General features: G+C 61.2%; 26 protein-coding genes. 14 read left to right on the plus strand and 12 right to left on the minus strand.

Annotation, left to right across the window (positions count from 1 at the left end; genetic code table 11):
* Positions 1-7: 7 nt before the first annotated feature.
* The 3 genes from AC3WJW_RS23420 to AC3WJW_RS23430 form a co-directional block, all read right to left on the minus strand.
* Positions 8-1,927, minus strand: coding sequence for a tyrosine-protein phosphatase (locus AC3WJW_RS23420; protein WP_493727576.1), 1,920 nt, complete (start codon positions 1,925-1,927; stop codon positions 8-10).
* Positions 1,928-2,210: 283 nt separating this feature from the next.
* Positions 2,211-2,717, minus strand: coding sequence for a hypothetical protein (locus AC3WJW_RS23425; protein WP_493727577.1), 507 nt, complete (start codon positions 2,715-2,717; stop codon positions 2,211-2,213).
* A gap of 98 nt (positions 2,718-2,815) precedes the next feature.
* The gene (locus AC3WJW_RS23430) at positions 2,816-3,262 is read right to left on the minus strand and encodes an anti-virulence regulator CigR family protein (protein WP_493727578.1); all 447 of its coding nucleotides are present in this window, start codon (positions 3,260-3,262) and stop codon (positions 2,816-2,818) included.
* A gap of 401 nt (positions 3,263-3,663) precedes the next feature.
* On the opposite strand from AC3WJW_RS23430, the gene AC3WJW_RS23435 reads away from it, so the two are divergent.
* Positions 3,664-3,900: a hypothetical protein gene (locus tag AC3WJW_RS23435; RefSeq protein WP_218504226.1), complete on the plus strand. Its 237-nt coding sequence runs from the start codon at positions 3,664-3,666 to the stop codon at positions 3,898-3,900.
* Between the two features lie 190 nt (positions 3,901-4,090).
* Positions 4,091-4,828: a hypothetical protein gene (locus AC3WJW_RS23440; protein ID WP_493727579.1), complete on the plus strand. Its 738-nt coding sequence runs from the start codon at positions 4,091-4,093 to the stop codon at positions 4,826-4,828.
* A gap of 33 nt (positions 4,829-4,861) precedes the next feature.
* Here AC3WJW_RS23440 and AC3WJW_RS23445 read toward each other — a convergent pair whose 3' ends face one another.
* Positions 4,862-5,665 carry a hypothetical protein gene (locus tag AC3WJW_RS23445; protein WP_493727580.1) on the minus strand — a complete coding sequence of 268 codons (804 nt, stop codon included), beginning with the start codon at positions 5,663-5,665 and terminating at the stop codon, positions 4,862-4,864.
* A 639-nt stretch (positions 5,666-6,304) separates the two neighbouring features.
* Between AC3WJW_RS23445 and AC3WJW_RS23450 the strand changes: the two genes are divergently transcribed.
* Both AC3WJW_RS23450 and AC3WJW_RS23455 read left to right on the plus strand, forming a co-directional pair.
* A complete protein-coding gene (locus AC3WJW_RS23450; protein WP_493727581.1) occupies positions 6,305-6,595 on the plus strand; it encodes a fructose-bisphosphate aldolase in 291 nt (96 codons plus the stop codon).
* A 177-nt stretch (positions 6,596-6,772) separates the two neighbouring features.
* The gene (locus AC3WJW_RS23455; protein ID WP_493727648.1) at positions 6,773-7,480 is read left to right on the plus strand and encodes a CatB-related O-acetyltransferase; all 708 of its coding nucleotides are present in this window, start codon (positions 6,773-6,775) and stop codon (positions 7,478-7,480) included.
* Positions 7,481-7,607: 127 nt separating this feature from the next.
* Here AC3WJW_RS23455 and AC3WJW_RS23460 read toward each other — a convergent pair whose 3' ends face one another.
* The 4 genes from AC3WJW_RS23460 to AC3WJW_RS23475 form a co-directional block, all read right to left on the minus strand.
* On the minus strand, positions 7,608-8,156 hold the full coding sequence (locus AC3WJW_RS23460; RefSeq protein ID WP_007975263.1) for a cupin domain-containing protein: 549 nt from the start codon (positions 8,154-8,156) through the stop codon (positions 7,608-7,610).
* A gap of 338 nt (positions 8,157-8,494) precedes the next feature.
* Positions 8,495-9,793: an NAD(P)/FAD-dependent oxidoreductase gene (locus tag AC3WJW_RS23465; RefSeq protein WP_493727582.1), complete on the minus strand. Its 1,299-nt coding sequence runs from the start codon at positions 9,791-9,793 to the stop codon at positions 8,495-8,497.
* 52 nt (positions 9,794-9,845) lie between these two features.
* On the minus strand, positions 9,846-11,336 hold the full coding sequence (locus AC3WJW_RS23470) for an aldehyde dehydrogenase (RefSeq protein WP_493727583.1): 1,491 nt from the start codon (positions 11,334-11,336) through the stop codon (positions 9,846-9,848).
* Positions 11,337-11,544: 208 nt separating this feature from the next.
* Complete coding sequence (locus tag AC3WJW_RS23475) at positions 11,545-12,921, minus strand: glutamine synthetase family protein (protein ID WP_493727584.1); 1,377 nt, start codon at positions 12,919-12,921, stop codon at positions 11,545-11,547.
* Positions 12,922-13,204: 283 nt separating this feature from the next.
* Between AC3WJW_RS23475 and AC3WJW_RS23480 the strand changes: the two genes are divergently transcribed.
* The 5 genes from AC3WJW_RS23480 to AC3WJW_RS23500 all read left to right on the plus strand — a co-directional run bounded on the left by AC3WJW_RS23480 (position 13,205) and on the right by AC3WJW_RS23500 (position 18,547).
* A complete protein-coding gene (locus tag AC3WJW_RS23480; RefSeq protein WP_493727585.1) occupies positions 13,205-13,966 on the plus strand; it encodes a gamma-glutamyl-gamma-aminobutyrate hydrolase family protein in 762 nt (253 codons plus the stop codon).
* Between the two features lie 367 nt (positions 13,967-14,333).
* Positions 14,334-15,476 carry a polyamine ABC transporter ATP-binding protein gene (gene potA, locus AC3WJW_RS23485; protein WP_007982155.1) on the plus strand — a complete coding sequence of 381 codons (1,143 nt, stop codon included), beginning with the start codon at positions 14,334-14,336 and terminating at the stop codon, positions 15,474-15,476.
* Complete coding sequence (locus AC3WJW_RS23490) at positions 15,473-16,387, plus strand: ABC transporter permease subunit (RefSeq protein WP_102701223.1); 915 nt, start codon at positions 15,473-15,475, stop codon at positions 16,385-16,387. Before potA ends, AC3WJW_RS23490 begins: the two co-directional genes overlap by 4 nt.
* On the plus strand, positions 16,384-17,268 hold the full coding sequence (locus tag AC3WJW_RS23495) for an ABC transporter permease subunit (RefSeq protein WP_015095584.1): 885 nt from the start codon (positions 16,384-16,386) through the stop codon (positions 17,266-17,268). Before AC3WJW_RS23490 ends, AC3WJW_RS23495 begins: the two co-directional genes overlap by 4 nt.
* A 181-nt stretch (positions 17,269-17,449) precedes the next feature.
* The gene (locus AC3WJW_RS23500; RefSeq protein WP_493727586.1) at positions 17,450-18,547 is read left to right on the plus strand and encodes a polyamine ABC transporter substrate-binding protein; all 1,098 of its coding nucleotides are present in this window, start codon (positions 17,450-17,452) and stop codon (positions 18,545-18,547) included.
* Between the two features lie 413 nt (positions 18,548-18,960).
* On the opposite strand, the gene thpR is transcribed toward AC3WJW_RS23500, so the two are convergent.
* Positions 18,961-19,509, minus strand: a complete 549-nt coding sequence (gene thpR, locus AC3WJW_RS23505) for an RNA 2',3'-cyclic phosphodiesterase (RefSeq protein ID WP_493727649.1) — start codon at positions 19,507-19,509, stop codon at positions 18,961-18,963.
* 122 nt (positions 19,510-19,631) lie between these two features.
* Here thpR and AC3WJW_RS23510 point away from each other — a divergent pair, with 122 nt between their 5' ends.
* Complete coding sequence (locus AC3WJW_RS23510; RefSeq protein ID WP_007975251.1) at positions 19,632-19,826, plus strand: hypothetical protein; 195 nt, start codon at positions 19,632-19,634, stop codon at positions 19,824-19,826.
* A 14-nt stretch (positions 19,827-19,840) separates the two neighbouring features.
* On the opposite strand, the gene AC3WJW_RS23515 is transcribed toward AC3WJW_RS23510, so the two are convergent.
* Together AC3WJW_RS23515 and AC3WJW_RS23520 are read right to left on the minus strand one after the other, a co-directional pair.
* Positions 19,841-20,194: a DUF1428 domain-containing protein gene (locus AC3WJW_RS23515; protein WP_102701220.1), complete on the minus strand. Its 354-nt coding sequence runs from the start codon at positions 20,192-20,194 to the stop codon at positions 19,841-19,843.
* A 17-nt stretch (positions 20,195-20,211) separates the two neighbouring features.
* The gene (locus AC3WJW_RS23520; RefSeq protein WP_493727587.1) at positions 20,212-21,276 is read right to left on the minus strand and encodes a hypothetical protein; all 1,065 of its coding nucleotides are present in this window, start codon (positions 21,274-21,276) and stop codon (positions 20,212-20,214) included.
* Between the two features lie 388 nt (positions 21,277-21,664).
* On the opposite strand from AC3WJW_RS23520, the gene AC3WJW_RS23525 reads away from it, so the two are divergent.
* Positions 21,665-21,925, plus strand: a complete 261-nt coding sequence (locus tag AC3WJW_RS23525) for a hypothetical protein (RefSeq protein WP_493727588.1) — start codon at positions 21,665-21,667, stop codon at positions 21,923-21,925.
* Positions 21,926-21,963: 38 nt separating this feature from the next.
* Here AC3WJW_RS23525 and AC3WJW_RS23530 read toward each other — a convergent pair whose 3' ends face one another.
* On the minus strand, positions 21,964-22,200 hold the full coding sequence (locus tag AC3WJW_RS23530) for a hypothetical protein (protein WP_493727589.1): 237 nt from the start codon (positions 22,198-22,200) through the stop codon (positions 21,964-21,966).
* A 179-nt stretch (positions 22,201-22,379) separates the two neighbouring features.
* On the opposite strand from AC3WJW_RS23530, the gene AC3WJW_RS23535 reads away from it, so the two are divergent.
* From AC3WJW_RS23535 to glcE, 3 genes are all read left to right on the plus strand, one after another.
* Entirely contained in the window at positions 22,380-24,143 is a 1,764-nt protein-coding gene (locus AC3WJW_RS23535; protein WP_493727590.1) for an L-lactate permease, read from the plus strand.
* A gap of 242 nt (positions 24,144-24,385) precedes the next feature.
* Positions 24,386-25,885 carry a glycolate oxidase subunit GlcD gene (glcD, locus tag AC3WJW_RS23540; RefSeq protein ID WP_493727591.1) on the plus strand — a complete coding sequence of 500 codons (1,500 nt, stop codon included), beginning with the start codon at positions 24,386-24,388 and terminating at the stop codon, positions 25,883-25,885.
* Entirely contained in the window at positions 25,885-26,949 is a 1,065-nt protein-coding gene (glcE, locus tag AC3WJW_RS23545; RefSeq protein ID WP_493727592.1) for a glycolate oxidase subunit GlcE, read from the plus strand. The genes glcD and glcE overlap by 1 nt, the downstream gene beginning before the upstream one ends.

A 26,949-nucleotide genomic window follows, 5' to 3' on the forward strand; every position in this document is an offset into this window, starting at 1 on the left:
CTTCCCGTCAGAACAGATAGCTGGCCTTCAGCCCGCCATTGAAGCCGTGGCTGTCGCCGCCACCGCTGGCGCCGATTTCTGCTCCCACGCTCCATGGCCCAAGGTTGGCCATGACGTTGACGCCACCGGTGAACTGGTCACGGTTGTCGAAGGCGGCTTGCTGCTCGATGTCCAGGCCCAGCAGGTGCCCTTCGCTGTCGACTTCAGCGTCGCCCAGCACATGCTCGTAGCCCACTTGCACCCCCGGCACCAGTTGCCAGGCGCCCAGGCTGACCGGTGCAAAGGATGCATTGAGGTTGGCCACCGCGCTCTTGCGGGTCTCGTGGATGCCATCGACGTCCAGCGCCAGCTCACTGCCTTTTTCCTGGAAGCCCGACAGATTGACATGGCTGACCCGCACACCGAGGCTTGGCTCAAGGGTCACGCCGTTCACCGGAACCCGGTAGCCCACGGCCAGGGTCGCGCCGGTGAGGTTGCCATGGCTGTCGCCCTTGGCCGTGCCCAGGCCGCCGCCGAGTTCGCGCTTGCTCTCGTAATCGAGATAACCGGCACTGGCGTCGGCATCCACAAACAGGCCGCGCTCCAGACCGCTCGGTGCAAAGCGGGCACCCACGCTGAAGAAGGTCAGGTCGGTATCGGCCTCGCCACCGGCGCCACCGACATTGCCGCGGCTGTAGCCGAAGCCGGCATGGGCGCTGAGCTGTTCGGAAAAGCGCTGGGTCAGGCCAATCATCAGGCCCTGGCTATGCTCGTTACTGCTGGAGGCCTGAGACGAGCCGTCAGTGCCCAGATACCCCGCCAGGGCGGTGCTCCACAGGCGATATTGCCCGGTCTTGAGGTCGGTGCCGCTGGTGAAGGGCGCAGCGGCCTGATCGATCATCGCGCCCTGGCGCAGCAGGTAGCTGGCAGCATCGGCATGCACCTGGCCGCCAATGGTGGACTCGACGCCGCCGAGGCTGCGCGCATCGATGGCCGATTGCAGGTAGTAGTTGTAGGCGCTGTAGGTGCCCGACAGGTTGCTGTTCTGCAGTTGTTGCAACAGCTGCGCGCCGGCCGCGGCGTTGCCGGCAAGGTCCGCCGCGCCCGGCAGGCTGTTGTAGAACACCATCTTGCCGCGCAGCACGTAGATGGTTTCCTGGGACAGGCCGAGGCCTTGCTTGAGGTAGTTGTCCATGGTGCCGTACTGCGCGGTCACCTGGTCCAGCCCGGCTTGCAGGTAACTGGCCTCCACACCGATCAGCGGCCCATAGATGGTCGCCATGCCGGGTGGCATCGCCGCCAGGGTCGCCTTGATACGTGCGGCGGTGTAGTCGTTGGTGGCCAGGTAGTTGCTCATGATGGTGGCATCGTCGACCCCGGCGATGCTTTGCAGCACAGCGGCCGTCCAGCCCGTGCGGTCCTTGCCCGCAGTGCAATGGAACAGCGCGGCACCGTCGACCGCGGCCAGTTCATTGAACAGCTGGTTGAACTCGCTGCGCATCCCCGCGTTCCGTACGAAATCACGGTTGGTGTCCTGCATCATCGCGGTGGCTTCGGCGGCGCTGTGGAACGCGACGTTGGTGACGTTCGCGCCAGACGTGGAGCCGCCGATGATGTCGATGTTGCTGTAGGTCGCGCCCGTGAGCATTGTGTCGGGCGTGGCGGCGATCTCGGTGGGTGTGCGCAGGTCGTAGACCGCCTTGATGCCCAGGCCGTTGAGGGTCGCCAGATCCGCCGCCGACGGCGTCAACGCATTGGAGCGGTAAAACACCCCGCCACGCATCGTGCCGTCGTTGGCTGTGGTGTACGCCGTGGTGAGACCGGCGACATCGCGGAAATTGTCGATGCTTTTCAGGCGTGGCGTGTTGAGGGGAACAGTCTCGGCCGCCTGGGCGGCAGCGATGGACAGACTCAAAACAGACAGCGAACACACAAGTCGTTGGAACACAGGGCAGCCTCATTGGAATCACGTTGGGCTGACCAATATCTACATTGAAATGGCGCTGAACATGACAAATCGCCCGCAAACGCAAATCACTGCGCGATGTGTCCGGGTGGCTCGTTTTCTGTCCGTGCCTGGCCCGGTGTGCGGCCAGCTTCAGTGCCGAAAACCCATGACAGGCCGGGTGAGAAATGTGCTGCGCAATGTCCGGCGATCAAATGCCAGACGCAAAAAACCCGCTCTTCAGCGGGTTTTTGGCTTTTCTGAAACTGCTCGTACTGCTGCGAACTCAATGGGTTTTTTTCGAGGTCGACAGCCCGGCTTTACTCAAGCCTTTGGTGTTGTGTTCACCCGGCGTCGAGGCCGAAATAGCCCTGGCCTTGGAGAGGCCGCGAGTATCCTTGGAATGGGCGATGCCTGAGGTCGTGGTGCCGTGACCGTTGTCATCGTTGCGCTCACTACCGTAGTGGTTCCCGCTCAGGCCATGGTCGCGCACGGATTTGCCAGCATGGTCGCTGTCCAGCCCGTTGCCGCGGCCATTACTGCCGGAGTGGCCTGTGCCGGCGTGTCCGCCACCCATGCCGCCGCCGTGACCTGCGCCGTTTCCGCCGCCGTGGCCTCCACCGTTTCCGCCGCCATTACCACCGCCGCCACCACCGTTTCCACCGCCACCGCCACCGCCGTCCTTCGCGTAGGCGGAACCCATGATCGACAGGCCATCAGGCAGCATAGGGGCGGCTGCAAGCATCATGGCGCATGACATTACAGCAACGAGACTCTTGTTTTTGAAAAGCATGATTGCTTCCGTAGGAGGTTGATATCGCGTGGTTTATGACGCGATATCCCTCAAACAGTTCCAGCCCGACGACAGGCGGCTGGAAGTCCACTCACACATCAATCGAACACACCGTTGAGAATTTCATAGACGAGCCCGGTGGCCAGCGCGACCAGGATCAGATCCGTGCCGACTTGCTGCCACTCGTAACCGTCGTAGTGGGGCAACCTGCCGACCAGCCGGCCATCCAGCTTTTTGGCAATGCCGGGTGGAAGCGGCTTGCCTCGCGCAAGGTTCTTTTGAATACCCGGTGGCAAGGCAGGCCCGGGGCTCCAGTAGCCCGTGCTGGCGCCAATGATCTCGAGCACGCTGCTGCGATTGATGCTGGGGCCATGACTCCAGTCCCCGCCGCCGGAATTTTTGTTCTTGTTGCCATGACTGCCCTGGTTGCCATGGCTGGCCTTGTTGTTGCCCTGGCCGTTTCCTGGATCAGCCAGCGCAGTCACTGAGCCGCTGACCAGGGCCAAACAGGTGATTGCTGCAATCAACGATCGAGACTTGATCATGAGTCGTTCCTTCGTGGCGGGAATGTTCCCTGAAATTTAGACGCCATTGACGGAGTTGGTTCCTTCGGGTCATCGGGCGCAACGATCCGCTCATCCCGCCCTCCGAAAATCACGCAGAAAATCACTCACTGTGGCGAGGGAGCTTGCTCCCGCCGGGCTGCGAAGCGGCCCTTGCGACCCGGCCGGTCCTCACCCTTCCCATCCGAAACGCTCACCCCCGCTTGATACGTCGCAGATACGTCAATGCATGGCGCTGTTTCCCGACTGTTACCTCAGCGCCGCAGTTGTCACTTCTGCGCCACCGAACGGGCCAATAAAGTATGGCCGTCGGTGTGAAACAGGGTCGTCGACTTGTCGGCCCGCACCAGCACCGATCCCCCCCATCACGGAAGAGGTGAATCATGAGTTTCGTCAAAGTGGAAAAAAACCAGAGCAGCGCCCCGTCGGATGCCGACATGAAAAAAGCCATGGTCGAGTCGGGCGGCCAGCCGGGCGAGGTCACCGGGAACAATGCCGCCCGCACCCTGACCTACACCGGCGTGGTCAATCACACGGTGTACGAGAACAAGCTGATCGAGATCGCCAAGGGCAAACGCACCAGCTGGAACTTCGTCTGGGCCGATGCCCGGGCCGCCTGAGGTCAAGGCGGGGCGGCCGATCGGCTGCCCCGCTGACCCGGACCCTGATACAGCCCCGATACCCGCTTGTAACACCAAGACACTTAGCCGTCCTGCCCCTCGACCCTAGAGTGAAATCGTCAATGCACTGCAGCGCCAAGCGCCAGCAGCCCATTGCTTGCCCAACACACCACCAAGGAAGAGGGAAACCATGAGCAAATCAATCGCTGTCAGCCAACAGAGCCAGCAGCTTCACAATGATGTGCAAGAAGCCGTCAAATCGATCATGGGTGCAACGCAACTGAAGGCGTCGGATTACGGCCGGGTACTGAGGTCGGCCCTGGCGGCTTCGCAAAAAACCGTCACCATCGAAATCGCCCCCGGCGACCTGACGCTGCTGAAGAAGTCCGGCTACAAGCTGTGCTTTGCCAAGAAAGTGGGCACCGAAGACTACAACGTGGTCTGGCAGTCCTACGATGCGTATTTGAGCAACAACGAGTTCAGTTGGACCCCGCAATATCAGCTGTTCGCCTCCAACGTATTCAAGGAAAACGTGCAAGTCAGAGTCTCGACCAATATCGTCAACATTGGCCTGGGGCAAACCTCGACACTTGATGAACACGGCCTGCTGAGCCAGGCGGTAACCGGTGGCCCGGACATTTCCCTGACTTTCGTGAACGACTACGCGCCGATTCATCCGGGGGTCAACCAGTTGTCCACCGGCATTGATGGCAATCAGGTCAGTACGCCCATCTACGTGGCCGTAAACCAGGTCGTCACCGGCAATACCGTACTGACGCCGGTGGAAACCATCCTCGTGTGGTTCGAACAGAACGTGCAGACCAGCACCATGTTCAGTACCTCACGCTCCAAGGCGATCGAAATCGACCTGACGTTCGATAACACCGCAGGTCGCCTTTACGAAGGCGGTCAGTGGAAAACCGTGTAACCGTCATCCCGGGGCAACCTTGCGGTTGCCCTTTCACCCTTCTTTGCCCGCCGTGGCGAAGTAGCCCGTCAGCGAGCGACAGATCGACTGCGCGAGGTCCTCCTGGGTGGCGATGCCATAGGGTCGATCACGATCGAACTGCGCCGACCAGCGAATCCGCCCCTGCGCCACATCCACCAGGCGCAATGACGCTCGCACCCGCGAAGGCTCGACCCGCACGCTGCCCTCCAGGCAATACCTGTAACGCCCGCCACGCTTGAAGTCCGGTACCGGTTCGCTGTTGCGTGCCACCCGCATCAACACATGATTGGTCCCGGTCTGCGCCTGCTCGAACGACTCGAACAGGCGGCAGCTCAACTCCTCGCACAAGCCTCGGGTAAAGTCATCGCCATCGCGGGTGAGGCAGGTAAACGGCTGGATCTGGACCACAGGATGGCGAGTGCCGACGCCCTTGGGCCGCAGCCGCTGATAGGTCAAGCGATAACACCCGGGTGGAATGCTGAAGCGCACCGGATCCTGCTGGCCGTTGCCGGCGTAATGCGCTGCGAGCTTGCGCCGCAAACGCCCCACCTGCACTCGCACCACCGGATCGTCACCCGTGCAATACACTGCCGGGTCACGACGAAACACCGCGAGGCCGATGGCGTGTTCGGTCAGCGGCGTTTTGCAAGCCTGAAGGTCGTGCTCGACCAGAAAGCGCAACAGACTGCCCATGCGCCTGGACTTGGCAAACAACGGGCTGACCAGCAACAGCGCCAGCACCCGCTCGATTTCTTCCCGATCGAGCGGCTCGGGAACCCCCGCCGCCGTCGAATCGGCCATGCTCATGATCACCATCGCCTGCCTCCGTGCAGGTTGCCGACAGGAATGGATGTCGTACTCCGTGATTACCCTTGCAGCGCGAACAGGAATGGGGCTCGGACACTGCAACGACCAAGCTTAGCAGCCGTGTTGATATCGGCTGGCAATTGCGATGGTAGCAACCCGCCATCCGACGAACGTTCAATCTTGATGTCTGAAAAACTTGTAGGACTTGCCCCTTTGTGGCGAGGGAGCTTGCTCCCGCCGGGCTGCGAAGCGGCCCTCATCCCTTGCAACTCATTTCCTCAGACACATTGCAGCACCCGGTTTTACGACGGCAGAGCCGCCGAACGGGAGCAAGCTCCCTCGCCACGGAGGGGATTTGGCGTCCTACAGGTCGGTTGCAGCGCTGAAAATCGACGCCTAATGTGCGCCCGTCGCTGACTTGAGTTGGCGATTGGGTTTCGCAGCCCGAAGGAACAAGCCTTAGACCGTCAAACAACAATTCTGGCAAACTGCGCCGGCTTTACGTTTTATGGCGGTTGTACGTGGGAGATCTTCGGATCTGCCGGGTTTTGGGTTGCTTCCTCGGTCTGCGAACCCACGTACAGCTGCCACCCAATTGATTCGCAGCAAGCAGGTGGCGCTTCATTAATTTTTTGAGTGAATATCAAAATGATGAACAACCCGCCCCGCCGCTTCACCCCCATGAAACAAATCGCCACCAGCTACCCCGTCCTCCTCATCGACAACGACGCCCCGCTGCGCGAACTCCACAACTGCGCCGCCGAACGCCTCAACGCGGTCCTGCAATACCTCAACCTCATGGCCTGCACCAGCCTCCCCGACTACGCCGAAAACGACATCAACACCGTCAGCAACATTTCGCGAATTCTGCTGCAGGATGTGCGGGATGTGTTTGGGGTGATTGAGCAGCGGGGGTTTGAGGTGCCGAAGCAGCAGTGACATTTTTCAATGGCCATCGTTCAGTTGGCTACAGCACCCATCCGCAGACTGAGAGGCATAAAAGCGATTATTGAAAAACATCTAAAAAATCCATCTCCCCGGCCGATTCATTTAGACTCGACTGTTGGCTCATGGGGCCAGGCCAAGCCCTATAACGGATATCCAAGACAGCTTTTCATGAAAAAAATAATCAGTTATTTGCGAAATAGTTACTGGAAAAGATGGATTCGCAAACACAAATGCAAAGTGGCGGGCGGTGTATTGTCACTGCACAAAAGATCGACACTGACCATTGAAGAAGGCGTGACCCTTGGGCATGTGGTCATAGAGTCAAAAAAGCTGGAAATCGGTGCGCATACCTATATCCGCAGTGACTGCGTCCTTTCGGCGGTCTCCTCCATTGGCAGGTTTTGTTCCATTGGCAGCAGCTGTTTTATCGGCCAGCAAAAGAGCTCGCATCCGTTGGACTGGCTCAGTTCACATCCCTTTCAATATACCGACACTGCGCTGGCTTACGACCCGGAGGTTGCGGACATCACGATTGGGCATGACGTCTGGGTCGGCCATAGCGCGATGATCCTGGAAGGCGTGACCATAGGCACCGGCGCTGTCATCGCCACCCGCGCCCTGGTTGCCCATGACGTGCCGCCGTACGCCATTGTTGCTGGCACCCCGGCAAAAATCGTCAAGTATCGGCACACACCCGAGTTGATTGAGGCGCTGATCAACAGCAAGTGGTGGGAGGTTGATGTCGAGGTACTCAAGACATTACCGCTCAATGATCCGCAAGCCACTTTGTCTCTGTTGGCCACTCTGCAGAAAGAAACGCGCGCCGATTACCAACAGATCGAGATAACCCGCAAAGGGTGCAGTGTTTCGTCTTGAGCAGCGCAAATGACCAGCGCTGCACTTCAAGATGCCTGGCTGTAACCCGATTCGAATGACAAAAAACCCGCATCAAATGCGGGTTTTAAAGGCCGGTTCCTGATGAACCCTGCCCGCAAAGCGCTTATCAGAAGTTCGCCGGTGTGTTGGCGCTGATGATTTCCGCCTCATCCGCCCCGATATTGCGAAACCGATGCGGCAAGGTCGTCGGGAAGTAATAACCATCCCCGGCGTTCAGCACACTCACCTGGCCGTCCACGGTCAACTCAACCGTACCCCGTGTCACCAACCCACACTCCTCGCCTTCGGAATGCACGATCGGCTCTTCGCCGGAGCTGGCGCCCGGTGCGTATTGCTCGCGCAGCAGGCGCATCTGCCGGCTCGGTACGGACGCGCCGATCAGCAGCAGGCGCAGGCCATGGCGGCCGAGGTCGGGCTGTTCGTTGGCGCGGAAAACGTACTGGTGTTCGCGGGGTGGCTGATCGAAGGTGAAGAAGTCGGCCAGGGACATGGGGATGCCCTCCAGCAGTTTCTTCAGGGAGCTGACGGAAGGACTGACCCGATTCTGTTCGATCAGGGAGATGGTTGCATTGGTGACGCCGCTACGCCGGGCCAGCTCGCGCTGGGACAGTTTGTAGCTTTCGCGTACTAATTTGAGTCGTGAGCCCGTGTCCATGACAGCCTTATGTGCCAACCCGCTTTCGCGAGCAAGCTCGCTCCTACAGGGATAATGGATGGGTGGAGTACAGGCGCGGATCACGCCGTTTTCCGGTCCCGGAAACGTGAAAGGCGGCTATTAAATCACGTTTGTTCATAATGCTCAGCAGGTTCGATAAACGGCAGAAAAAAACGATCTGTGGGAGCGAGCCTGCTCGCGAAAGCGGTGTGTCAGGCGACATCTGTTTTGGCTGATATGGCCTCTTCGCGAGCAGGCTCGCTCCCACAGGGGGTAGCGGTGTTTCGGATAAAAAACCAGCGGCACCCTTTGGGGAGATGCCGCCGGCGAGGTAAAGCTTAGATGCCGAAACGGTCGCGCAGCGAGTAGTACACGGCGCCCAGGGCGGTCAGCGGTGCCGAGAAGGTGCGCCCGCCGATCATTGGCATGTGCGGCAAGGAGGCAAACGCGTCGAAACGCTCGGCGTCGCCACGGATCATTTCCGAGATCAGTTTGCCGGCCAGGTGCGAGCAGGTGACGCCGTGGCCGCTGTAGCCCTGCATGTAGTAGGCGTTTTTCTCGATACGGCCGAATTGCGGCATGCGCGACATGGTCAGCAGGAAGTTGCCGGTCCAGCGGTAGTCGATCTTCACGTCCTTCAACTGCGGGAAGGTCTTGAGGATTTTCGGGCGGATCAGTTGCTCGATGTCGTCCGGTTCACGCGCACCGTAGACCACGCCACCGCCGTACAGCAGGCGGTTGTCCGCGGTCAGGCGGTAATAGTCGAGCAGGTAGTTGCAGTCTTCGACGCAGTAGTTGTTCTTGATCAGGCTGCGGGCCTGCTTTTCCGACAACGGCTCGGTGACGACGATCTGCGAACCGCACGGCATGCTCTTGCTGGTCACGCGGTTGTCCAGACCCTGCGGCAGGTAGGCGTTACCGGCGATCAGCAGGTACTTGGCCTTCACCAAGCCTTTGGCAGTGCGCACGGTGATCGGCTCGCCGTAGGTAATTTCCACTGCCGCCGATTGCTCGTAGATCTTGCCGCCCAGGCCGATGATCGCCGAGGCTTCGCCGAGGGCCAGGTTCAGCGGGTGAATGTGACCGCCCTGCATGTCCAGCAGGCCGCCGACGTACGCATCGGAACCCACTTCGCGCTTGATGTCGGCTTCGCCGAGCAGTGTCAGGTTTTTGTTGCCATAGCGCTCCCAGCTCTTCTTCTGTTCGGCCAGGCCTTTGAGTTGCTTCTTGTTCATCGCCGCGAAGATGCCGCCGGGACGGTAATCGCACTGGATGTCGTAGTGCTGTATGCGCTGACGAATGATGTCGGCGCCTTCGAAAATCATGCTGCCGAGCACTTCGGCGGTCTTGTCGCCGTAGCGCTCTTCGATGACATCGACGTCGCGGCTGTAGGAGTTGACCAGTTGGCCGCCGTTGCGACCGCTGGCACCGAAGCCGACTTTGGCTGCTTCGAGCACGGTCACGCTGTAGCCCGCTTCGGCGAGGAACAGCGCCGAGGACAGGCCGGTGTAGCCGGCGCCGATCACGCAGACGTCACAGTCCACCGCCCCTTCCAGCACCGGGAAATCGCCGGTGAAGTTGCGGGTGGCGGCGTAGTAGCTGTTTACATGCTGTTGATTGCTAGAGCTGTGTTTCATACATTTCTCCGATGGCCGCCGCAGGTTGCCGGCGACCGCCGCTTTATTGTTGTTAGAGCTTGATCCAGGTCGCTTTGAGCTCGGTGTACTTGTCGAACGCGTGCAGCGATTTGTCCCGACCGTTACCCGACTGCTTGTACCCGCCGAACGGCGCGGTCATGTCGCCGCCGTCGTACTGGTTGACCCAGACGCTGCCGGCACGCAAGCCACGGGCGAAGGTGTGGGCCTTGCTCAGGTTGCGGGTCCAGACGCCGGCGGCCAGGCCGAAGATGCTGTCGTTGGCAATCGCCAGGGCTTCTTCAGCCGTGTCGAAGGTGATGACCGACAGCACCGGGCCGAAGATTTCTTCCCGGGCGATGGTCATGGCGTTGGTCACGCCGTCGAAAATCGTCGGTTCCACGTACTGGCCACCGGTGTCCTCGAGGGTGCGGCTGCCGCCGGCGATCAGTTCGGCGCCCTGCTCCTTGCCGATGCCGATGTAGCGCAGCACGTTGTCCAGTTGACGCTGGTCGACGACCGCGCCAACGGTGGTCGCAGGATCGAGCGCGTGGCCCGGCTTCCAGGCTTGCAGGGCTTCCACCAGCAATGGCATGAACTGCTCGCGAATCGAACGCTCCACCAGCAGGCGCGAACCGGCGGTGCAGACTTCGCCCTGGTTGAAGGCGATGCCGCTGGCCGCTGCCTGTGCCGCCGCGCGCAGATCCGGCGCGTCGGCGAACACCACGTTCGCGCTCTTGCCCCCGGCTTCGGCCCAGACGCGTTTCATGTTGCTTTGCCCGGCGTAGATCATCAGCTGCTTGGCAATCGCCGTGGAGCCGGTGAAGGCCAGCACGTCGACATCCATGTGCAAGGCCAGCGCCTTGCCCACGGTGTGGCCGTAGCCCGGCAGGACGTTGAACACGCCTTTCGGAATGCCGGCATCGAGTGCCAGTTGCGCGATGCGGATCGCGGTCAGCGGCGACTTTTCCGAAGGCTTGAGGATGAACGAGTTGCCCATCGCCAGGGCCGGGGCGAACTTCCAGCTAGCCATGATCAACGGGAAGTTCCACGGCACGATGGCCGCGACCACGCCGGCCGCTTCGCGCGTCACCAGACCCAACTGATCGTGGGGCGTGGCGGCGACTTCGTCGTAGATCTTGTCGATGGCTTCGGCGGTCCAGCGGATCGCGTTGGCGGTCGCCGGAATGTCGATGCTCATGGAGTCGCTGATCGGCTTGCCCATGTCGAGGGTTTCGAGCAGGGCCAGTTCTTCCTGGTTCGCCAGGATCAGGTCGGCGAAACGGATCAGGATGCGCTTGCGCTCGGCCGGGGCCAGGTTGGCCCACACACCGGATTCGAAGGTGCGGCGTGCGACAGCGACTGCCGCATTGGCGTCGGCTTCGTCGGTGCTGGCGACGTTCGCCAGGAAACGGCCATCCACGGGGCTTAAGCATTCGAACGTGGCGCCACTGGCGGCCGCGCAGTATTGGCCGTCAATGAATGCGCGACCTTCAATGGAGAGGGACTGGAAGCGTTGCTCCCAATCGCTGCGAGTGTTTGTCATGGTTGTGACTCGATAAGTGATCGTCGGACTGATGCCATTCGGTCATGGATCAGATTGCCGCAGTACCTGTGGGAGCGAGCTTGCTCGCGATAGCGGTGCAACAGTCACTATTAATGTTGAATGTGACGGCCTCATCGCGAGCAAGCTCGCTCCCACAGGGGACTGGTGGTGTCACAGACTCTGTGTACACCACCCATCCACGAGGCCGTTAAACGGTGTGCAAGTACCAGTTGTACTCAAGGTCGGAGATGGAGTTCTCGAACTCGGCCAGCTCGCTTTCCTTGCACGCCACGAACACGTCGATGTACATCGGGTCGATGTAGCGCGCCATGACTTCGCTGTCGTCCAGCTCGCGCAGGGCATCGCGCAGGTTGTTCGGCAGGCTTTGCTCGTTCTGCTCGTAGCTGTTGCCTTCCACCGGGGCGCCCGGCTCGATCTGGTTGGTCAGGCCGTGGTGCACGCCGGCCAATACCGAAGCCATCAGCAGGTACGGGTTGGCGTCGGCACCGGCCACGCGGTGTTCGATGCGCACGGCGTCCGGCGAGCCCGTTGGTACGCGCACGGCCACGGTGCGGTTGTCGATGCCCCAGCTCGGCGAGTTCGGCACATAGAACTGCGCGCCGAAACGACGGTACGAGTTGACGTTCGGGCAGAGGAACGCCATCTGCGCCGGCAGGGTCTCGAGCACACCGCCGATCGCGTGTCGCAGCGCGGCGTTCTGCTCGGGATCCTCGCTGGCAAAGATGTTGTTGCCTTCTTTGTCGAGAATCGAAATGTGCACGTGCAGACCGTTGCCCGCCTGGCCCGGGTACGGCTTGGCCATGAAGGTGGTGTCCATCTCGTGGTCGTAGGCGATGTTCTTCACCAGACGCTTGAGCAGGACCGCGTAGTCGCAGGCCTTGATCGGGTCAGCCACGTGATGCAGGTTGACTTCGAATTGCGCCGGGGCGCTTTCCTTGACGATGGCGTCAGCCGGGATGCCCTGCTCTTTAGCGCCTTCGAGGATGTCTTGCAGGCAGTCGACGTATTCGTCGAGGTCGTCGATCAGGTACACCTGGGTCGACATCGGACGCTTGCCGGATACCGGCGAACGCGGCGATTGCGGACGACCGTTCACGTTGTCCTGGTCGATCAGGTAGAACTCCAGTTCGAACGCGGCGCAGATGGTCAGGCCCATGTCGTCGAACTTGCGCACGACATTGGCCAGCACTTCACGCGGGTCGGCGAAGAAGGGCTCGCCTTCGAGTTCGTGCATGGTCATCAGCAGTTGCGCAGTCGGGCGCTTCTGCCAGGGTTCGATGCTCAGGGTGCCCGGGATTGGGTAGCAGATCCGGTCGGAGTCGCCGATGTCCAGACCCAGGCCGGTGCTTTCCACCGTGGAGCCATTGATGTCCAGAGCAAACAGAGACGCCGGCAGGTTGATGCCTTTCTCGTAAACCTTATGAAGACTGGTGCGCTCGATGCGCTTGCCGCGCACCACACCGTTCATATCCGCAATCAGAAGGTCGACGTACAAAACCTCAGGATATTTCTTAAGGAATGCGTTTGCTTCGTTGAGTTGAACGGCACGCAGAGGGACCGACATGATGCACCTATTTTTTACTGTTAATTATTATGTTCACCGCCCTTTCACGAGCCCAGTCAATCCGAAAGGCAAAGTGAAGTCAATAGCGAACACCTGGCCTTTCAACGTTTATTTTCGGGCCTCTCAGAAGGACGAGAGTGCCAGATACGCCCTCAAACACGCATAAATCCTGAAGATCGGACGTGCGGCGTTTAGAATTTTTTACATGAGAGTTGTTAATTAAAATCAACAAGGCTAAGCTCCAGAAAAGCTCGTTCAAGTGTGAAACTTCGAGGTGATAAAAATGGCATTCAAGCCATTGATCGGCGTTACTGCGTGCGTCAAACAGATTGGCCTGCACCCCTACCACATCAGCGGCGACAAGTACTTGCGTGCTGTCAGCGTTGCGGCGCTGGGGCTGCCTGTCGTTATTCCTTCCTTGGCTGAACTGACCGAAATCGATGACCTGCTGCCGCAGCTCGACGGTCTGTTGCTGACCGGCTCGCCGTCGAACGTGGAACCCTTCCACTATCAAGGCCCCGACAGCGCCCCCGGCACGGAGCACGATCCGCAACGGGACCGCACCACCCTGCCACTGATCCGCGCAGCCATCGCTGCCGGCGTTCCGGTGCTCGGCATCTGCCGCGGCTTCCAGGAAATGAACGTGGCGTTCGGTGGCAGCCTGCATCAGAAAGTCCATGAACTCCCTGGCTTCCTCGATCACCGCGAGGCCAACCACCCGGACCTGGCCGTGCAATACGCTCCCGCCCATGCGGTGAATGTGCAGCCCGGTGGTGTGTTCGAAGCCCTGGACCTGCCACCGGAGTTCCAGGTCAATTCGATTCACAGCCAGGGCATCGACCGCCTCGCGCCCGGCCTGCGCGCCGAAGCCGTCGCACCGGACGGCCTGATCGAGGCGATCTCGGTCGAGCACAGCAAGGCCTTCGCCCTCGGCGTGCAATGGCACCCGGAATGGCAGGTTCTGAACAACCCGCCTTACTTGAGTATTTTCCAGGCGTTCGGCGAAGCCTGCCGGCAACGGGCGGCGCTGCGTCACTCGAGCTGACGACCCGGCATCCACATTCAACGATTGACTGCCCAACGCGAGCGGGCGGGCGCTTTTGCGTGCCCCGTTCGCGAAAACAACACACTGCAATAACAACAAGTACGACCAGGCAGCCAGGATGGCGGCGCCGAATAAACCCGGAGCGGTATGGGAGAGTTCGATCAACAAACGCAAATCCCTGTGGGAGCGAGCTTGCTCGCGATAGCGGTAGAACAGTCACCATCAATGTTGAATGTGGCTGCCTCATCGCGAGCAAGCTCGCTCCCACAGGGTCTGCGCTCTGACCGAAGTCCCCGATACGGGTTTGCAATCCACTATTAAGCCGGGCCGTGTTGGCCGGGCGACTGAAACCTGTTGGGAGTTTCACATGGCAAACGCCTCCAGCATTTACAGGAAGGCTATTGAAGGTCACCAGGCACCGAAGAAGGTCCTGGTGAAAGTCGATCGCGTCACCAAGAAATTCGACGAAACCACCGCAGTGGACGATGTGTCCCTGGAAATCCACCAGGGTGAAATCTTCGCCCTGCTCGGTGGTTCCGGCTCCGGCAAATCGACCCTGCTGCGCATGCTCGCCGGTTTCGAGCGCCCGACCGAAGGCCGGATTCTGCTCGACGGTGTCGACATCACCGACATGCCGCCGTACGAACGACCGATCAACATGATGTTCCAGTCCTACGCGCTGTTCCCGCACATGACGGTGGCGCAGAACATCGCCTTCGGCCTCAAGCAGGACCGTTTGCCAGCGGCCGAGATCGAAGCCCGGGTGCAGGAGATGCTGCGTCTGGTGCACATGACCCAGTACGCCAAGCGCAAGCCGCACCAACTGTCCGGCGGCCAGCGTCAGCGCGTGGCCCTGGCCCGTTCCCTGGCCAAGCGTCCGAAGCTGCTGCTGCTCGACGAACCGATGGGCGCCCTGGATAAAAAACTGCGTTCGCAAATGCAACTGGAGCTGGTGGAAATCATCGAGCGCGTGGGCGTGACCTGCGTGATGGTGACCCACGACCAGGAAGAGGCCATGACCATGGCCCAGCGCATCGCGATCATGCACCTGGGCTGGATCGCCCAGATCGGCAGCCCGGTCGACATCTATGAAGCACCGGTCAGCCGCATGGTCTGCGAATTCATCGGTAACGTGAACGCCTTCGACGGCACAGTGGTGGAAGACCTGGAAGGTCACGCGATCATCCACAGCCCGGACCTGGAGCAGAAGATCTACGTCGGTCACGGCGTCAGCACCTCGGTGCAGGACAAGTCGATCACCTACGCGATCCGCCCGGAAAAACTGCTGGTCAGCACCGTCAAGCCGGACAACCGCTACAACTGGTCCAGCGGCAAGGTGCATGACATCGCCTACCTCGGCGGCCACTCGGTGTTCTACGTCGAGCTGCCTGGCGGCAAGATCGTCCAGTCGTTCATGGCCAACGCCGAACGCCGTGGTGCACGTCCGACCTGGGACGATCAGGTCTACGTGTGGTGGGAAGACGACAGCGGCGTGGTACTGCGCGCATGAAAACCTTCAATCAGCAATTTCTGAGACTGGTCCCCAGCGGGCGCAAGTTCGTCATCGGGATTCCGTTCATCTGGCTGTTCCTGTTCTTCATGTTGCCGTTCTTCCTGGTGATGAAGATCAGCTTCTCGGAAGCAGCCCTGGCCATTCCGCCCTACTCGGAGATCTACACCTTCGCCGAGCAGAAATTCCAGCTGTTGCTCAACATCGGCAACTACACCTTGCTGGGCCAGGACGAGCTGTACCTCTCGGCTTATCTCGGTTCGTTGAAGGTCGCGCTGTTCAGCACCCTGATGTGCCTGGTGATCGGTTTCCCGATGGCCTACGCCATCACCAAGGCCAGCAAGGAAGCGCAGAACGTGCTGATGCTGCTGATCATGATGCCGACCTGGACCGCGATCCTGATCCGCGTGTATGCGTGGATGGGCATCCTCAGCAACAACGGCCTGCTCAACGGGTTCCTGATGTGGACCGGGCTGACGTCGCACCCGATCGAGATCCTCAACACCAACACGGCTGTTTATATCGGCGTGGTGTATGCGTACCTGCCGTTCATGGTGCTGCCGCTGTACGCCAACCTGGTCAAGCACGACCAGAGCCTGCTGGAAGCGGCGTCGGACCTGGGTTCGAGCACCTTCAACAGCTTCTGGAAAATCACCGTGCCGCTGGCCAAGAACGGCATCATCGCCGGCTGCATGCTGGTGTTCATTCCGGTGGTCGGTGAGTTCGTGATTCCGGAACTGCTGGGCGGTCCGGAAACCCTGATGATCGGCCGTGTGTTGTGGCAAGAGTTCTTCAACAACCGCGACTGGCCGGTGGCGTCTGCCCTGGCGGTGGTGATGCTGTTGATCCTGATTGTGCCGATTCTGCTGTTCAACCGCAGTCAGGCCAAAGAGATGGAGGCACGGGGATGAAACGCTTCGGATTTTCAAAGTTCATGCTGATTTTCGGCCTGTCGTTTATCTACCTGCCGATGCTGATCCTGGTGATCTACTCGTTCAACGCCTCGAAGCTGGTGACGGTGTGGGGCGGCTGGTCGTTCAAGTGGTACGCCGGGTTGCTCGACAACTCGCAACTGATGGGCTCGGTGGTGCGCTCGCTGGAGATCGCCTGCTACACCGCCATCGCGGCGGTGGCGCTGGGTACCCTGGCAGCGTTCGTGCTGACCCGCGTCACCCGCTTCAAGGGTCGCACCCTGTTCGGTGGCCTGGTCACCGCGCCGCTGGTGATGCCTGAGGTGATCACCGGTCTGTCGCTGTTGCTGCTGTTCGTGGCCATGGCGCAGTTGATCGGCTGGCCGATGGAACGCGGCATCGTGACGATCTGGATCGCCCACACCACGTTTTGTGCCGCTTATGTGGCGGTGGTAGTCTCCGCCCGCCTGCGCGAGCTGGACCTGTCCATCGAGGAAGCGGCCATGGACCTGGGTGCGAAACCGTTCAAGGTGTTTTTCCTGATCACCATCCCGATGATCGCGCCGTCACTGGCGGCCGGCGGCATGATGTCGTTCGCCCTGTCGCTGGATGACCTGGTGCTGGCGAGCTTCGTCTCCGGCCCGGGTTCCACGACCCTGCCGATGGAAGTGTTCTCGGCGGTACGTCTGGGGGTTAAGCCCGAGATCAACGCCGTGGCCAGCCTGATCCTGTTGGCCGTGTCGATCGTGACCTTCATGGTCTGGTACTTCAGCCGCCGTGCCGAAGCCACCCGCAAACGCGCGATCCAGGAAGCCATGGACCAGACCGCCAGCGAATCCTGGCAACAACCGAAAAAGCAGATGGCAGCGGCCACCGCCTGATGCCGCCCCTGTGGGAGCGAGCTTGCTCGCGATGGACGTTAACGATGACGTGGGCTACCTGAATTAACGCGGCGTCCTTGAGTTTTTCGCGAGCAAGCTCGCTCCTACAAAGGAGCGCGCAAGTGTTCGCCACAAATGTTTGCCGTGTGATCTTGAATAAAAAAGAAATGGAGTTGTACCGATGAAAATGTTTGGCAGGACTCTGCTGACACTGTCCTTATTGGGCGCGATCGCCACCGGCGCCCAGGCCAATGACAAGGTTCTGCGCGTCTACAACTGGTCGGATTACATTGGCCCGGACACCGTCAAGAAGTTCGAAGACGAGACCGGCATCCAGGTGACCTACGATGTGTTCGACAGCAACGAAACCCTCGAAGCGCGCCTGCTGGCGGGCAAATCCGGCTACGACATCGTCGTGCCGTCCAACAGCTTCCTGGCCAAGCAGATCAAGGCCGGCGTCTATCAGACGCTGGACAAGTCGAAGCTGCCGAACTGGAACAACCTCAATGCGGTGCTGCTGAAAAACGCCTCCGCGAGCGATCCCGACAACGCTCACGCCATCCCGTACATGTGGGGCTCGATCGGCATCGGCTTCAACCCGGCCAAGGTCAAGGAAGTGCTCGGCGCCAACGCCCCGACCAACTCCTGGGACCTGCTGTTCAAACCGGAAAACGCCGAGAAGCTCAAGGCCTGCGGCATCAGCTTCCTCGACTCGCCGACCGAAATGATCCCGACCGCCCTGCACTACCTGGGCTACCCGGTGAACGATCAGGACAAACAGCACATCGCCCAAGCCGAGGCGCTGTTCATGAAGATTCGCCCGAACGTGGCGTACTTCCATTCGTCGAAATACATCTCGGACCTGGCCAACGGCAACATCTGCGTGGCCGTCGGTTACTCCGGCGACGTGCTGCAGGCCAAGGCCCGCGCCCAGGAAGCCGGGGACAGGGTGAAGATCGACTACAGCATCCCGAAAGAAGGCGCCGCCAGTTTCTACGACATGCTCGCGATCCCGCGCGATGCCGCCAACGTCGAGAACGCGTACCTGTTCATGAACTTCCTGATGCGCCCCGACGTGATCGCCGACATCACCAACAACATCGGCTACAGCAACGCCAACGCGGCGGCCACGCCACTGGTTGATGAAGCGATCCGCAACGATCCGGGTTCCTACCCGTCGGAAGCGGTGATGGCCACACTCTACGCCGTACCGGATCAGCCGATCGCCATCCAGCGAATCATGACCCGAGGCTGGACCAAGGTGAAACTCGGCCAGTAATCCACTCAATTGATCTGCTGAGCCTGACATAGCCATCGCGAGCAAGCTCGCTCCCACAGGTACGGCATGCTATCCCTGTGGGAGCGAGCTTGCTCGCGATGAGGCCAGAACATCCAGCACAGATTTCAGCTCTACCCATTTCCGTTCACGCAGCGCCTTACCACCGCTGCCTCTCCTGCAAGTAGAACGGCCTCACCTGGCTCCCTCGGTTCAGGTGAATTTGGCGCCCTCGGGCGCCTTTTTTTATGGGGCCTTCACTGGTTTTTCAGCGCGGGCAAGGTCCCCTGTAGGAGCTGGCTTGCCAGCGATGGTCGTTAACGATAACGCGTGTGAGCTGGACAAACGCGGCGCACTTGAGTCCATCGCCAGCAAGCTGGCTCCTACAGTTTCCGGGATTGCGTGAAGGACTTTTTTTATCGGCGGTCGGGATCCATCAACGGCCATTCGGCCAGCGCCCGATAACGACCCTTGTGGGATTCAAACAGGGTGAACCGGTCGGCACGCAGGAAGAATTGCGGCGCAGTCGGGGACTCCGGCACCGGCGCCCGATAGTCCCGCGCCAGGGTCAGGTGCGGGCGATACTCCCTTGGGGCCTCCTCCAGCCCGAACGGCAACATCGCCTGTTCCAGGGCATACACCAGACGCAGCAATGCCGGGGGCGCCTGCTGTGGCGCGAGCACCAGCGCCCCTGCCCTGCGCCATACGTCCAGCCGGTCAAGCACCACCGTCAAGCGCTCGCCCGGCGTGCGGATGGCCCCCGCTGCGTTGCAGAGCTCGGCGATCTGCGCCACACCCACCGCGCCCAAAAACTTCAGCGTCAGGTGAAAGTTGTCCGCCGACACCGGTCGTCCGTGGCGCAGCTGCAGCGCGCTGCGCCACTGGGCGATCTCCCGGCGCTGGGCCGGAGCGCAGTCCAGCGCAAAGAACAGCCGCTTGATCGGCTCGCGGGTTTCGTCGTTCATGCCGCACTCCTTGTGGGAAGACTGTCTGAGTGTACTCAACGCCCGCCTGCCGGCCAGCGGATTTCTGGCACCGTCCACAAGGCGCGTTATAGTTCTGGCATCCCAAAACCGGAGGGGGGGCCATGCGACAGATCATCAGCAAAGAGCCATGGTGGGCCAGACCGCCCGCGCCAGGTCAGGATGAACTCCAGCTGGAATGGGGCTGGCTGGTGCATTACAGCGAAGGTGAGCCGCGCTTCGAGTTCATCCACGAGCGGCCGACGGATGACGAGATCCGCCAGCGCAAGAGTTGCAGGATCACCCCGACGCCGGAGTGATCCCGCGTCCGGCATCAAGCCGTGAGAAGTACTTCAAACCCGCCGTACACCATGCGCTGGCCATCGAAGGGCATCGGATTGACGTCCGGCTTCATGCGCGGGTCCTGCATCATCCTGTCCATCCCGGCATTGCGGGTGGCCTTGTCCGGCCAGATGATCCAGCCAAAGGCAACGGTTTCGCCCTCCTTGAGCTTCACCGACATCGGGAACGAGGTGACCTTGCCTTCCGGCACGTCCTCGCCCCAGCATTCGACCACGCTCAAGGCACCGTTTTCCTTGAAGACCGAGGCGGCGATTTCCGCGTGTTTAAGGTATTGCCCACGGTTGGCGGTGGGTACGGCAGCGATAAAACCATCGACATAAGACATGAGTGCTTCTCCTTGGGTCATGGGGTGTTCTGCTGGGTAGTCGGTTGCGCCGGCGTCCAATCGACAGTGCCGGCACTCAAACCGACCGGCGGTGGTGCGCCGCCGCCCAGATTCCCTTCGATCTGCCCCGCCATGTAAAGCGTGCCAGCCATGACGCCGGTGGTCGGGTTCTGCACCAGCTTGATCCAGGCCTTGTCGAAGGTGTTGCCCAGACTGCTGCGGATCAGCGCTTCGCTGTCCGGCCGGTCATTGGCCTGAATGATCGCGCGAATGGCCGCCACACCGACGGTGATCAATCCGCCGGCGAGTTTCCCGGCTGCAGCGGCCACGGCACTGGCGGCCCCGCGCGGGGCCATCTCGGCTTCCATGCGCTGGCTGGCGCGCTTGGCCACCGGCGCCATCGCGGTGTCGGTCGAACCCACGCCCCTGTCACCGCCGGCCTTGTGGATTTTGTCGAGCAACGCAGCATAAGCCGGCAATGTGTTCAACGATTCGGTGTGCACGATCTGGTACAACGAGGCGTCCCGCGCCGGCGGTGGCCCGAGGGCAATGGCCGGGATTTTCTGGATGCGCCCGTTGAGCTGGGCCATCGGCACGCCGTGGCGGGTGGAGATTTTCTGCAGTTCTTCCTTGAGGATGTCGACGTAGAATGCCGCTGCCAGGCCAAGAATCGCATCAGGATCGATTTCCGCCGCCACCGGGGCCAGGACCTTCTCCTGGTAGGCCTCGAGCAGGTACGCCGCCAGGCGCTTGGCCGAGGCATCCTGCTCACCCTTGGCGCTGATGGTGTACCAGCTGACCTTCATCGACAGCCATTCCTGGGTCCAGTAGCTGCTGAACCACGGAATGAAATTTTCTTCGGTCAGTTCATAAACCCGCGTACGCCAGTATTCCATGGCTCCACGGGCGTAGATTCGGGTCTGCTCGGTGGCCGACTGCGACGCGGCGACGATCTCCCGGTCCACCTGTTGCCAGGTGCTGGCGGGAACGATGACCGGCGCCACTTCCACTGGCGCACGCGGCGGCGTGGCGCACCCTGCCAGCACCACCAGCACGGCAATGATCAGCGAACGCAGGTTCAAGATGGCGGCTTCCTGAAGTGTGCACCGGGCGGGATGTCCAGCACTCGAAAACCATGATTCAAGTATAGGTTGCGACGCACCTGAGGCCGCCTTCGCGAGCAGGCTCGCTCCCACAGAAAAGCGGTTGGCCACGGACCTGTGGGAGCGAGCCTGCTCGCGAAGGGGCCAGAGCAGACAGAACAAAAACCACCATCACTGGCGTCGATATTCACCATCGCCGCGATTGCCTTCCGCTTGAACGCCGTCAGCGTAGGATCGATCCCAAGCCAACACGAAATCCCGAATCGGAGGGAAACCTCATGCTGATCCATCTGCTGACCTGCCTGGCCCTGACGGCGTTCACATTGAGTGTGTTTGCCTGGTACGTCCTGAGCGAGGAGCAAACATCATGATGCACACCGTCTCCCTCGCCGTGCGTTTTCCGCTGTTCGGCAAGAATTTCTACGCGCAGAAATTCGAGTCACGTAAAGAGTTGACTCTGCTGTTCGACGAGAAGTTCGAAGCGTTGCTGATCCCTTCAGCCGATCATCACTTCAGCAATGAAGTGGTCGGGCTCAATGATCAGTTCCGCTTTTTGAATGACGTGCTGGCCGAGCATCTGCTGGATGTCGAGCTGGCAAAAGTCTCGGCCCGCGCCTTCGGATTCTGACAGCGACCGCAGGTCACCCGAGTACGGACGCGAACCGCTCACAACGTTCGCTGGCTATTGCCAATCCCCTTGGCAATATCGATTCCCCAATCCATCGCCGCCTCCATGTCCAGCATGTGCGGCCGTGGGTCGTGGTTTTCGTCGATGACCGAGCCGTCCGGCTTGTAGACGCCGATAAACATGCCCAACGAACCGTCTTTCAATATCTCGGCGGTGACTTTGATGTTGCATCCGTTCGATAACGTCTCCTTGTGCTCAATGTGGCGCTCGGTCATGACTGCATTCCTCCCCTGACTGGTTTCAAACCCTACTGGCCATGCTAGCTCAGGCCCCGGAACTGCGCCGCCCCGCTGGACCGGAGGGCCTGGCCTGACAGCGGCGCAATGCCACCTATACTCAAGGCCACCTCCCCCAGGGGATCTGCACGTCCAACAATAAAAAGCAGAGGTGGAACATGGTCTGGCAGCAAGTCTACGATCCGTTCGGTAACCCGGTGCTTTCAACGCTCATGGCGGCTGTGCCGGTGGTGGTGATGCTGGCGTCCCTCGCGTTTTTTCATATCAAGGCGCACCTGGCGGCGCTGCTCGCCCTGGCCTCGGCCTTGCTGATCGCGATCTTCGCCTTCGGCATGCCGGCGAACATGGCCGGTTCCGCGGCGCTGTTCGGTGCAGCCAACGGTTTGCTGCCAATCGGCTGGATCGTGTTGAACATCATCTTCCTGCACCGCCTGACCACCGAGAACGGTTCGTTCAAGGTGCTGCAAGATTCCCTGGCGCGCATCACCGATGACCGGCGCCTGCAATTGCTCCTGATCGCCTTCTGCTTCGGTGCGTTTTTCGAAGGCGCGGCCGGTTTCGGTACGCCGGTGGCAGTGACCGGGGCGATTCTCATCGGGCTCGGCTTTTCGCCGCTTGCCGCCTCGGGGCTGGCGCTGATCGCCAACACCGCGCCGGTAGCATTCGGCGCCCTCGGCACGCCGATCATCACCCTGGCCAAGGTCACCGGGCTGGATGAAATGGAGCTGTCGATGATGGTCGGCCGGCAGTTGCCCTTCTTCTCGGTGCTGGTGCCGTTCTGGCTGATCTGGGCCTTTGCCGGCTGGCGCAAGATGCTGGAGATCTGGCCGGCGATCCTGGTGGCGGGGGTCAGTTTTGCCATTCCGCAGTTCCTCGTGTCGAACTATCACGGGCCAATGCTGGTGGATGTGATCGCCGCGCTGATTTCCATGGCCTGCCTGGCCGGTTTCCTCAAGGTCTGGAAACCGGCCACCGTGCACACCTCCGCCGCCCTGTCCGGCCGGGTCGACGACTCGAAGATCGACGCCGAGCACGACGAAAAGCCCGTACCCACTGCAACCTTTGCCAACGAGGCGAAACCGGCGGTGATGCGGGCCTGGATGCCGTGGATCATCCTCACGGTCTTCGTGTTCATCTGGGGCACCCAGGGCTTCAAGAACACCTTCGACACCCGCCCTGCCATCGACCCGCAAACCAGTGCCGCCAAGCTCGATCCGCAGGGCAAGCCGATGCGCGAGGCCAACCCGCTGTTTGCGCCGGTCGTGACCTTCACCACCCTGCACTTGCAGGTCGAGAAAGTCCCGCCCGTGGTGGCCGCGCCGAAAACCGAAGAGGCGGTGTACAAGTTCACCTGGTTCACCGCCACTGGCAGCGGCATTCTGCTGGCGGCAATCGTCGGCGGCTTGCTGATGGGTTACTCGATCCCGCAACTGATTCACCAGTACCTGCGCACGTTGTGGGTGGTGCGTTACTCGTTGATCACCATTGCCGCGATGCTTGCCCTGGGCTTCCTCACACGCTACTCCGGCCTGGATGCGACCATGGGCCTGGCCTTCGCCGCGACGGGCATTTTCTATCCGATGTTCGGCACCCTGCTCGGCTGGCTCGGCGTGGCGCTGACCGGCTCGGACACCGCGTCCAACGTGCTGTTCGGCGGCCTGCAACGGGTGACGTCCGAGCAACTGGGCATCAGCCCGGTGTTGATGGCCGCCGCCAACAGTTCCGGCGGGGTCATGGGCAAGATGGTCGACGCCCAGTCGATCGTGGTCGCCTCCACCGCCACCCGCTGGTACGGCCATGAAGGGGAAATCCTGCGCTACGTGTTCTTCCACTCGATTGTGCTGGCGATTCTGGTCGGCGGGCTGGTGACGCTGCAGGCCTACGTCGCGCCGTTCAGCCATATGGTGGTGGGCGGGCATTGAATCGAACGCTACTTGATTATGCTTAAGCCGCATCCCTGTGGGAGCGAGCCTGCTCGCGAAGAGGGTGGCACAGTCGACATCTCTGTCGGATGTGACACCCTCTTCGCGAGCAGGCTCGCTCCCACAGGGGACGGTGATTTTTTTGAATGAATGGTCCGTCATGCGGACAAACATCCCATGGACAGCCGGCGGTATCAGGCCAATGATGAAGGTCGCAGGTCTCCAGCGAGAATCGTGATCCCATGAACATTCTCTACGATGAACGCGTTGACGGCGCCTTGCCCGACGTCGACAGACAGGCACTCTTGCAGGCCCTGCAGAGCCGCTTGCCGGGCCTGGAAATCCTGCATCAGCAGGAGGAACTCAAGCCCTACGAATGCGACGGACTGTCGGCCTATCGCACCACGCCGATGCTGGTGGTGCTGCCCCGGCACATCGATGAAGTGCAAGGGGTGCTGCGGGTCTGCCATGAACGACAGGTCCCCGTGGTGGCCCGGGGCGCCGGCACCGGTTTGTCCGGCGGTGCACTGCCCCTGGAGAAAGGCGTGCTGCTGGTGATGGCGCGTTTCAACAACATCCTGGGCATCGACCCCGCCGCCCGTACCGCACGGGTTCAGCCGGGTGTGCGCAACCTGGCGATTTCCCAGGCGGCGGCACCGTTCGGCCTGTATTACGCGCCGGATCCATCCTCGCAAATTGCCTGTTCGATCGGCGGCAACGTCGCGGAAAATGCCGGTGGCGTGCATTGCCTGAAGTACGGCCTGACCGTGCACAACGTGCTCAAGGTCGACATCCTCACGGTCGACGGCGAGCATTTGAGCCTGGGCTCCAACGCCCTCGACGCCCCCGGTTTCGATCTGCTGGCACTGTTCACCGGCTCCGAAGGCCTGCTCGGGGTGATCACCGAGGTCACGGTCAAGCTGCTGCCCAAACCGCAGACCGCCAAAGTCTTGCTGGCGGCGTTCGACTCCGTGGAAAAAGCCGGGCGCGCCGTCGGCGACATCATTGCCGCCGGCATCATCCCCGGTGGCCTGGAAATGATGGACAACCTGGCCATCCGCGCCGCCGAGGACTTCATCCACGCCGGTTACCCGGTGGAGGCCCAGGCCATTCTGCTGTGCGAGCTCGATGGTGTTGAAGCCGATGTCTCGGATGACTGCGACCGGGTGCGCCAGGTCCTGCAACAGGCCGGTGCGACCGAGGTGCGCCAGGCGAAGGACGAAGCCGAGCGCGTACGTTTCTGGGCCGGGCGCAAGAACGCCTTCCCGGCGGTGGGCCGCCTCTCGCCGGACTATTACTGCATGGACGGCACCATCCCCCGTCGCGAACTGCCCGGCGTGCTGCACGCCATCGCCGAACTCTCGAACGAATACGGCCTGCGGGTGGCCAACGTATTCCACGCCGGCGACGGCAACATGCATCCGTTGATCCTGTTCGACGCCAATCAACCCGGTGAACTGGAGCGCGCGGAAAACCTGGGCGGCAAGATTCTGGAGCTGTGCGTGAAGGTCGGCGGCAGCATCACCGGTGAGCACGGCGTGGGTCGCGAGAAGATCAACCAGATGTGCGTGCAGTTCAACAGCGATGAGCTGACCCTGTTCCATGCCATCAAAGCCGCCTTCGACCCGAGCGGCCTGCTCAACCCCGGCAAGAACATTCCGACCCTACATCGCTGCGCCGAATTCGGTGCCATGCACATACATGGCGGTCAATTGCCCTTCCCCGAGCTGGAGCGTTTCTGATGCGCGGCCCTGAAGATTTCGACGACAGCCAACTGCTCCTGGAGCAGGTCAATCAGGCGCTGGAAAACGCTACGCCTCTGCGCATCCAGGGTTCCAGCAGCAAAGGTTTTCTTGGCCGCACCACGGCCGGGGAAATTCTCGATACCCGCGCGCACCGGGGCATCGTCAGTTACGACCCGACAGAGCTGGTGATCACCGCCCGTTGCGGCACGCCGCTGTCGGAGCTGGCGCAGGCGCTGGATGCCGCGCAACAGATGCTGCCCTACGAGCCGCCGTCCTTTGGCGACGGCGCCACGGTCGGCGGCATGATCGCCTGCGGACTGTCCGGCCCGCGGCGCCCGTGGTCCGGCTCGGTGCGCGACTTCGTCCTCGGCACGCGGGTCATCACCGGGCAAGGCAAGCTGTTGCGCTTCGGTGGCGAGGTGATGAAAAACGTCGCCGGCTACGACCTTTCACGCCTGATGACCGGCAGTTACGGCTGCCTCGGGCTGATCACCGAAGTCTCGCTCAAAGTGCTGCCAAAACCCCGGAAAGTCCTGAGTATCAGCCTGGAAATGGACCCTGAACGCGCCTTGCTGCGCCTGGCGGAGTGGGGCCAGCAACCGTTGCCGATCAGCGCGGCCTGTCACGACGGCTCACGCCTGCACCTGCGGCTCGAGGGCGGTGAAGGTTCGGTGGCGGCGGCCCACGAGCGCCTCGGTGGCGAACGGCTGGACGCTTCGTACTGGGAAGATCTCAACGAACAGCGCTTGAGCTTCTTCGATGAAGACCAGCCGCTTTGGCGCCTGTCACTGCCGCACAACACACCGCGCCTGTCGCTGCCGGGGCGCCAGTTGATCGACTGGGGCGGCGCCCAACGCTGGTTGAAGTCCGATGCCGAAGCGGCGTTCATCCGCCAGGTCGTCGACGAAGTCGGCGGCCATGTCACCTGCTTCAGCCACGGCCTCACCGACACCCCGTTCCAGCCGCTGCCCCAGGCCCTGATGCGCTATCACCGCAACCTGAAACAACAACTCGATCCACGGGGCATCTTCAACCCCGGACGCCTGTACGCGGAGCTTTGA

Source organism: Pseudomonas sp. GW821-FHT07G06 (assembly GCF_058986625.1).